This is a genomic window from Clostridium sp. 29_15, assembly GCF_001916075.1.
Lineage (GTDB): Bacteria > Bacillota > Clostridia > Clostridiales > Clostridiaceae > Clostridium > Clostridium lentum.
In genome coordinates this window covers 21,045-28,925 of record NZ_MNRT01000031.1, presented here as the reverse complement: position 1 = coordinate 28,925, position 7,881 = coordinate 21,045, and the positions used below count along the sequence as shown (strand labels likewise).

Sequence of the window (7,881 nt, the reverse complement as noted above, 5' to 3'; positions counted from 1 at the left end):
ATGGTTGCGGGGGCAGGACTTGAACCTACGACCTTCGGGTTATGAGCCCGACGAGCTGCCAACTGCTCCACCCCGCGATATTGTATAACTAAATTCAACTTGGTGCTGAAGACCGGAATCGAACCGGTACGGTATCGCTACCGCAGGATTTTAAGTCCTGTGCGTCTGCCTGTTCCGCCACTTCAGCTTATTCTTACTTTTCGTCGCCGCCTGACGACAAAATTAATTATATATTATGTTTTATAACGTGTCAACATTTTTTCGCTATTTTTTTTATTTTTTTGCAACTTTTTATGTAACCCTAATAAAATAGCTATTTGAGAACAATATTTTCCCTATGTTAATAATAAAAACACAGAAAAAATTCTGTGTTCTTATTTATATATTAAATTAAAATATTATATTTCTATCTAAAAACCTTTTTTATTTCTGCTTCTAAATTCTTGATGTTTTTTGAAGTCTTGTTGTCTTTCTTCACTATCTTTTAAGAATCTAGACATTATATCTTCAAATTTTTCTCCAGATTGAGCTTTTTTCTTTTCTTGTTTCCATTCAATTTCCGCTGGCTTTGCTGACTTTTTAACAACATTTGCTTGCTTTATTGATAAGCTTATCTTTCCATTATCATCTATTGATATTACCTTCACCTTAACTTTATCTTGTTCATTAAGATGCTCTCTTATATCTTTTACAAAAGAATCTGCTACTTCAGATATATGAACTAAGCCTGTTTTTCCTTCAATTTCTACAAAAGCTCCAAAATTTGTGATATTTACTACTGTACCTTCTAATATGTTTCCTGCCATTAAGGTCATGTTACAAAGAATCCTCCTTAAATTTTATTAATATATGTTATTAAAATAATAACCTTTTTAATCTTAAATAATACTATTCTTAAGGCTCTAAACTTTCTATAACTTGCTCACCATCTTTGATTAACCCTAATCTTTCTCTAGCAAGCTTTTCTATATACTCATGATTAGATTGAGCACTTTCAACTTCGGCTTGTAACTTTTCATTTTCTTCTTTTAGCTGATTTAAATTTTGCCTTTCCACTGAAAGATTTTCTTTAATTCTTTTTAGAGCAACTCCTTGTCTAATCAGACTAAATATAAATACAGCAAAAATCACAATTATAATTACTTTATTTAATGTAAGCCTCTTTTTCATAAAATAGTACCTTCTTTTATATATAATATAAATATATTTTAAACATTCTAACTACTTTATTCAAGTAATTTTTTGAGTATTTATCTTTTTCCTGTAATAAAAGAAAAAATCAGTTTCGCAGCATAGCATACATTATTTAGCAATACTCTTACTACTTTTGAAATAAAATCAAATATAGACCTTTCAATAGAAATAAATGTTGGACTAATAAACTTCATATAAATAAATATTGCCAAAATTATAAATATATACACATATGCTCCCAAAAAAGCATAATCAGTATATAACAAAAATGTAAATACTATCATTGCTGCTAAAATACTAAACAATATATCTTCAATAACAAGGATAGGTTTTGGTACCTTGCTTCCTCTAATAATTCTATATAAATCAAACATTCCGCCTGTTAATAATCCTGATAAAAACGAATATACTATTATACTAAATTGAATATTTATTGGTAATGGCATGCTCTCACCTATTTAAATAGCCTTCCAATTATACTTTCTTTTTCTTTCTTAATCTCCTTGCTACTATATATCATTGCACTTATTTCTCCCACAATGATCACATCACCATTTTGTACATCTAGTTTATTCATTTTTAATCCTAAACCTTTTATCGTTAAAGGACCTAATTTAGTATTTAGCATTATTTTTTCTTCATCAAAGCTTATTACTTCAACTATTCCAGTCATAGTAAGTTTTTTTCTACATTCTAAAATTAAGTTTCCTCTATTATCTTCTAACTTACTATTTTCAACCTTTTTCTCCATTATCTACTCCCCCATATATTCCTTATTTAAAATATATGAAAGTAGCCTATAATTTATTCTTTATCTTCTTCCCCTTCAATTATTATATACATTTCTTTGGCTTCTTCTTTTCTAACATGCTCAGCTATATTAACTATCTTAGCTTTAAGCTTTCTTGTAGCAAAAGTAATTTCAATTATATCCCCTTCTTTAACATCTGTAGATGGTTTTGCTACCTTATCATTTATAGCAACTCTTCCATTTTCACATGCTTCCTTAGCTATAGTTCTTCTTTTAATTATTCTAGATACTTTTAAGTACTTATCTAATCTCATTTTCTCTTCCTCCAAACACTTCTTTGTAATATTTATTTTATTATATTTTTTCTATATATTAAAATAAAAACCCGAGAAAAACTCGGGTTCTTATAAAAAATTATTTGTTTACTCTATCTTTAAATTCTTTACCTGCTTTGAATACTGGAACTGTTGATGCAGGAATAGTGATAGTTTCCTTAGTTCTTGGGTTTCTACCTTCTCTAGCAGCTCTTTCTCTTGTTTCGAAAGTACCAAATCCTATTAATTGAACTTTTTCACCACTTTCTAAAGCTTCTTGAACTGAATCAATAAATGCCTTTAATGCACTTTCTGCATCTTTTTTAGTTAATTGGCTTTTTTCAGCCATGCTAGTAATTAATTCTGCTTTATTCACAATTACATCCTCCTTAAATAAACAGCTATTTTTTATTGTAGTTAACTGTTATAACTATGTACTATAACTACATTACCTTATTATATAACCACTTTTAACACTAGTCTATAGCAATACAGCTATTTTTCTATAAAAATGTAGCTATCACAACATTTTCATGTAGCATAGTTCAATAATCTACTTTAAATTAAATATTCTCCATAAATCTTGAAATTCCTTTTAATAAACAGTATTATTCATTATTTTTAGCTTCATCCCAAAATTTATTTAGTTCATCAATAGACACGTCCTTCATAGATTTATTATTCTGCAATACTTTATCTTCTACGTATTTAAACCTTATTGCAAATTTTTTGCTTGCTTTATTTAAGGCTTCCTCTTCATCTACCTTCAATAATCTAGCTAAATTTACACATGCAAACAGTAAATCACCAACTTCATCTATTATTCTTTCCATATTATTAGAATTATATTCAGTTAATATTTCGTTTAATTCCTCTTGAACTTTAGCTGCTGCTTCTAATGTATTTTCAAAATCAAACCCAACTCTTGCTGCCTTCTTTTGTACTTTATGTGCTTTTAATAAAGCTGGCAAAGCATTGGCTATAGCATCTATCTCTTCTGATATAGTATTAAACTTCTTTTCCTTACTCTTTATATCATCCCAGTTTTTAAGCACCTCTTCACTTGTATCTGCAGTTTCATCACCAAACACATGTGGATGTCTATATATCATCTTGCTACATATTCCATCCACTACGTCAGATAGATTAAAGTAGCCATCTTCCTCTCCAATTACAGCATGGAAAATTACATGAAGAAGTACATCACCTAGTTCTTCTATTAATAAGTCTATGTCATCTTTTTCAATGGCATCCATCACTTCATAACACTCTTCTAATAATTGATTTTTAATGCTCTCATGAGTTTGCTCTCTATCCCATGGACAACCTTCTTCACTTCTTAATGTTCTTATTAAGTTTACAAGATCATATACATCTTTCTTATTCTCAAGATTTTTAGGAATATATACAGACGTAAGATAATCTATATCTTCTTGCATATCCAGCTCATATAGCAGTATCTTTCTTACACTTTCCTCACCCTTTATCCCTGCTGCTCTTACATAATAAATTTCTGTATCATCATTATAATACTCTAAAAGTTCTAACTTTACTTCTGACGCAATTAAAGGATTATATACCTGTGTTATAATTGTCCCTATTCTTTTATCAAGAACCTGATTTTTAATATCAAATGCATCAATAACCTTTAATCCTTCTATTGGATCAATCTTAAGAACATCCATCATTGCATCAATAAAGCTTACTGCTGGCAATATTTCATATGTTATATTATTTTCATCACAAAGCTTCATTAAGTTAAATACAGATCTTTCTGCTACAAGAGGATGCCCTGGAACAGCATATACAAGTTCCCCTTTTTCTTGATAATTGCTAATTAAATCCTTTGCAATCTTTTCATAAACTTCGTCAAAACTATCACTTGTTTCATAATAGTTATCACAAGTGTTAAAATCCTTTAGTTTTCCCTTTAAATAATCAACGGTAGGATGCTTTTCTGTTCTAAAGAAAAGATTGTCACTATCTTCTAATGCTTTAATTGCTCCATATGTTAACGCTTCTGGAGCTCCTGGACCAAGACCTACTATCTTTATCATAAACTTTTCTCCTTTTGTATTTCTTTTAATTATTTTTTTACTAACCTGCCTTTTATATCTTCTAAACGAAAGACTTTCAAAAGCATAATTGCTATCATATATATAATAATACCCACAAATATTGCTAATAAGCAAGAAATACTATCACTTTCTATGGACTTCATCACTTTCACATAAGTCATTACTACGCCTGCAGACATAGCAAGTGCTGCTGCAAGAGGTTTAAAAAAACAATTATAGTAATCTATAGTTACCTTAAGCTTACCTTTTAAAGATATCATATTAAGCATTGCCACAGTTATATATGCCCCTATACTTGCTATGACTGCTCCATATATATTTATCTTAGGTATCGGTACTAAATACCATGTTAATAGCACCTTTACTAAGCACCCTATAAATAAGTTTATAACAGGTCTTATATAATGATTTGATGCTTGCAATACAGATGTAGATGTTTGAGTAATTATTATGAATGGTATGGAAAGTGAAAGGTATCTTAATATTTCTATTCCTTGATAATTCTTAAAGAAAATTAATTTCATGATAGGTTCTGCCAAAAAGAATAATCCTAAAGCGCTTGGAAAAGCTATCACCGTTGACAGCTTCATAGACATATTTATCTTACTTTCCATGCTCTTCTTTTTATTTAATATAAAGCTTTCAGCAATGATTGGTATTAATGAAGTACCAATTGCCATAGATATTGTTAATGGTATATTTACCAAAACTGATGCTTTACCTGTAAGTTGTCCATAAAGTATGGTTGCATTAGCTTCGCTTATACCACTTAATAAAAGTTTTTGTGGCACAAGTATTGAATCTATCAAGCTCATTATAGTTCCCACTGTAGTTCCAATAGAAATTGGAATAGCTATTTGAAGTATTTTATTTAATACTTCTGGATTACTCTTAACTTTCTTTATTCCATTTTCCTTTCTCACTTCAGAATATTTAATATATAAATATGCTAATGCTAATATGCCTCCACCTGCAGCCCCAAGTGAAGCACCTCCTGCTGAATATTCAATACCCTTTGGTAAAAGAATTATTGCCATCCCTACCCCTACTATAACTCGTCCCATTTGTTCTAATATTTGTGAAACTCCCGTATGTGTCATGTTCTGCATACCTTGAAAAAATCCTCTGAACACATTTACAAATGATATCATCATAGGTGCAAAAGAAATAGCTATTAATGAATAGTATGATTTAGAATTCCATTTAAGAAATGATATTATAGGTTTTGCTAAGAAAAATAATAATAAAGATGTGCCTATACCTAGTGTTGCCATTAAATAAACTGATTCTTTAACAACTTCATAGCTTCCTTCAATATCTCCCACAGCATTTTTTTCAGAAATCATTTTAGAAATTGCAATGGGTACTCCTGAAGCCATCGCTACAAAAAACATATATAAAGGATATGATAATTGATAATATCCAATTCCAGTATCGCCTATAAGCATTATTAACGGCCATCTAAAAAAGAAGCCTAAAAATTTCGCAATAATTCCAGCTAGTCCAAGAATTATGCTTCCTTTAATCAAAGATTGCTTCTTCATATTTAATACCTCCAAACTTATATTACTAATTAATTCTTATTTCAAGCCTAGAGGTATTATGCCTTTTATTTTTTCTTTTCCTCCTTTCACCGCAAGTTTTCTTTGTATGTTAATTACTTTTATTGTTCCATTTGTTTTCCTAAAAAAGCTGCTGCTGTTTCTGCAAGTTTCAATTCTATCTCGCTGAATTTCTCTCCAGGAGTTTTAGAAAGTATCATTACTGCACCAATAGCATCACCTTCAGCTATGATAGGTGCTATAACTTGATTGCTATACTCTCCTACATCTTCATCGTTATGTAGAGGTATTGTCTTACCTTCTTCAACAATTAAAGTGGCTTTTCTCCCATCCATAATTCCTTCTAATTCATTACTTATTTTTCTTTCTATATAATCTTTCTTTGATGCACCACTTACTGAAACAAAAGCATCTTTATCTGCTATTAATATTATATGTCCAATTGCTTGCTGTAAGCTTTCTGCATATTCTTTTGAGAAATCAGTTAATTCACCAATTGGAGAATATTTCTTTAATATTACTCCACCTTCTCTATCTGTAAAAATTTCTAAAGGATCTCCTTCTCTTATCCTTAAAGTTCTTCTTATTTCCTTTGGTATTACTACTCTTCCTAAATCATCAATACGTCTTACAATTCCAGTGGCTTTCATTTCTACGAGCTACCTCCCTTTTTCATTTGACTAGTATTTACGCTATTATTATTTGGAGTATTAGAAATTTTATGCACTTATACCCATTATTTATAATGGGTAGTCTAGAGAGGGTTTAATTCTAACCTATTCCAACATATTTAAATTCTGAATTCTCAGTAATGAATAATAAATTCAAGAAATTTTTATCTATATTTATTCAAAAAAATAGTGCAGGAAACTACTCCTGCACTACTAATTATGAAAGCTTATCTTCATAAGTTTTAACTTTTAATTCTTTTTTCCACTCTTCTAATTTAGTATTATAAACTTCTTTCTTCTTTTCAGTTAATAGCTTTTCTTTAATGCTGTCTTTAACTTCATCAAAACTTTTAACTGTTGATTCTTTCACAACATTTGTAGCTTTTATTATATGATACCCAAAAGAACTTTTAACTGGAGCTGAAATTTCACCTTCTCCAAGTTTTTCAAGTCCTGCTAGGAAATCTGTATCATAACCAGATTTATCATATTCAACTGTTCCTAAACTTTCTGATATAGGATATACTCCTGCTGCTTTATTTCCTGAGTATTTTTCAAATAATGCATCAAAAGTAACTTCACCTGAATCAATTTTAGCTTTTGCTTCATTAGCTTGAGCTAGAGCTTCAGCATCTGCTGCCTCCTTATCTTCATTATTAGACTTAAATAATATATGGTTTGCTGTAGCAGATGGTTTTGTTGTGTAATTAGCTATATTAGTATTATAGTATTTTTCCACTTCTTCATCAGATATAGTAACATCTTTAGTCATATATTCTGTTACTATTTCACTAATTACTTGAGTTTTCATAAATTCTTTGAAAGTTTCATCAGTATATCCATAATACTCTAAAGCTGATTTGAATGCTTCCTCTCCACCATAAACACCTTTTAATTCTTCTGTTTTCTCACTTATTTTACTTTCTAATTCTTCATCTGAAGGAATTAAATTTAGTGCTTTTGCTTTTTGAGACATTATCTGTTCATTAACTAATTGATTTAAAACTTGAGTTCTTACAGTCTTTAATTGCTCTTTTAAAGAGTCAGGTATAGATGATTCATAATCTTGCCCATAAGTTTGTTTTAAATTGTCTATATCAGCCTTTAACTCTGAATCAACATCTCCAAGTGTTATATTAGTATCTCCAACTTTAGCTAATACGGTCTTAGCTTTTGATTCAGCTGTTTGTTCTATCATATTGCAGCCTACAACTGATAATGACATAACAGATACCATAGCTGCTGCTACTAATTTCTTTACTTTTCCCAAAGTTACTCCCTCACTTTACATCTTTTTTAAGTATCTACGTC

The 7,881-nt window shown here is 29.9% G+C and carries 10 protein-coding genes and 2 tRNA genes; all 12 read right to left on the bottom strand.

Annotated elements, in window-relative coordinates; genetic code table 11:
* Position 1: 1 nt before the first annotated feature.
* The 12 genes from BHW04_RS06730 to BHW04_RS06675 all read right to left on the bottom strand — a co-directional run bounded on the left by BHW04_RS06730 (position 2) and on the right by BHW04_RS06675 (position 7,840).
* Positions 2 to 77: transfer RNA gene (locus BHW04_RS06730), tRNA-Met, on the bottom strand.
* A gap of 23 nt (positions 78 to 100) precedes the next feature.
* Positions 101 to 187 (bottom strand) — tRNA-Leu (locus tag BHW04_RS06725).
* 223 nt (positions 188 to 410) lie between these two features.
* A complete protein-coding gene (locus tag BHW04_RS06720; RefSeq protein WP_022211400.1) occupies positions 411 to 815 on the bottom strand; it encodes a S1 domain-containing RNA-binding protein in 405 nt (134 codons plus the stop codon).
* A 79-nt stretch (positions 816 to 894) separates the two neighbouring features.
* Positions 895 to 1,170 carry an FtsB family cell division protein gene (locus BHW04_RS06715; protein WP_022211399.1) on the bottom strand — a complete coding sequence of 92 codons (276 nt, stop codon included), beginning with the start codon at positions 1,168 to 1,170 and terminating at the stop codon, positions 895 to 897.
* 80 nt (positions 1,171 to 1,250) lie between these two features.
* Positions 1,251 to 1,640 carry a spore cortex biosynthesis protein YabQ gene (gene yabQ / locus BHW04_RS06710; RefSeq protein ID WP_022211398.1) on the bottom strand — a complete coding sequence of 130 codons (390 nt, stop codon included), beginning with the start codon at positions 1,638 to 1,640 and terminating at the stop codon, positions 1,251 to 1,253.
* A gap of 8 nt (positions 1,641 to 1,648) precedes the next feature.
* Complete coding sequence (gene yabP, locus BHW04_RS06705; RefSeq protein WP_022211397.1) at positions 1,649 to 1,945, bottom strand: sporulation protein YabP; 297 nt, start codon at positions 1,943 to 1,945, stop codon at positions 1,649 to 1,651.
* A gap of 53 nt (positions 1,946 to 1,998) precedes the next feature.
* Positions 1,999 to 2,259 (bottom strand): RNA-binding S4 domain-containing protein, encoded by a 261-nt coding sequence (locus BHW04_RS06700; RefSeq protein WP_022211396.1) that lies wholly within the window; start codon positions 2,257 to 2,259, stop codon positions 1,999 to 2,001.
* 100 nt (positions 2,260 to 2,359) lie between these two features.
* A complete protein-coding gene (locus tag BHW04_RS06695; RefSeq protein ID WP_022211395.1) occupies positions 2,360 to 2,635 on the bottom strand; it encodes an HU family DNA-binding protein in 276 nt (91 codons plus the stop codon).
* A gap of 232 nt (positions 2,636 to 2,867) precedes the next feature.
* Positions 2,868 to 4,316, bottom strand: a complete 1,449-nt coding sequence (gene mazG / locus BHW04_RS06690; protein WP_022211394.1) for a nucleoside triphosphate pyrophosphohydrolase — start codon at positions 4,314 to 4,316, stop codon at positions 2,868 to 2,870.
* A gap of 29 nt (positions 4,317 to 4,345) precedes the next feature.
* Complete coding sequence (locus tag BHW04_RS06685) at positions 4,346 to 5,881, bottom strand: putative polysaccharide biosynthesis protein (RefSeq protein WP_302699245.1); 1,536 nt, start codon at positions 5,879 to 5,881, stop codon at positions 4,346 to 4,348.
* Between the two features lie 119 nt (positions 5,882 to 6,000).
* Positions 6,001 to 6,549: a stage V sporulation protein T gene (spoVT, locus tag BHW04_RS06680; protein WP_022211392.1), complete on the bottom strand. Its 549-nt coding sequence runs from the start codon at positions 6,547 to 6,549 to the stop codon at positions 6,001 to 6,003.
* Positions 6,550 to 6,787: 238 nt separating this feature from the next.
* Complete coding sequence (locus BHW04_RS06675) at positions 6,788 to 7,840, bottom strand: peptidylprolyl isomerase (RefSeq protein WP_022211391.1); 1,053 nt, start codon at positions 7,838 to 7,840, stop codon at positions 6,788 to 6,790.
* Between the last annotated feature and the right edge of the window lie 41 nt (positions 7,841 to 7,881).

What these genes read in the sequence shown, in the direction of transcription:
- yabP (WP_022211397.1), bottom strand. Translation starts at nt 1,945, where the DNA reads ATGGAGAAAAAGGTTGAAAATAGTAAGTTAGAAGATAATAGAGGAAAC.
- yabQ (WP_022211398.1), bottom strand. Translation starts at nt 1,640, where the DNA reads ATGCCATTACCAATAAATATTCAATTTAGTATAATAGTATATTCGTTT.
- BHW04_RS06715 (WP_022211399.1), bottom strand. Translation starts at nt 1,170, where the DNA reads ATGAAAAAGAGGCTTACATTAAATAAAGTAATTATAATTGTGATTTTT.
- mazG (WP_022211394.1), bottom strand. Translation starts at nt 4,316, where the DNA reads ATGATAAAGATAGTAGGTCTTGGTCCAGGAGCTCCAGAAGCGTTAACA.
- BHW04_RS06685 (WP_302699245.1), bottom strand. Translation starts at nt 5,881, where the DNA reads ATGAAGAAGCAATCTTTGATTAAAGGAAGCATAATTCTTGGACTAGCT.
- BHW04_RS06700 (WP_022211396.1), bottom strand. Translation starts at nt 2,259, where the DNA reads ATGAGATTAGATAAGTACTTAAAAGTATCTAGAATAATTAAAAGAAGA.
- BHW04_RS06720 (WP_022211400.1), bottom strand. Translation starts at nt 815, where the DNA reads ATGACCTTAATGGCAGGAAACATATTAGAAGGTACAGTAGTAAATATC.
- spoVT (WP_022211392.1), bottom strand. Translation starts at nt 6,549, where the DNA reads ATGAAAGCCACTGGAATTGTAAGACGTATTGATGATTTAGGAAGAGTA.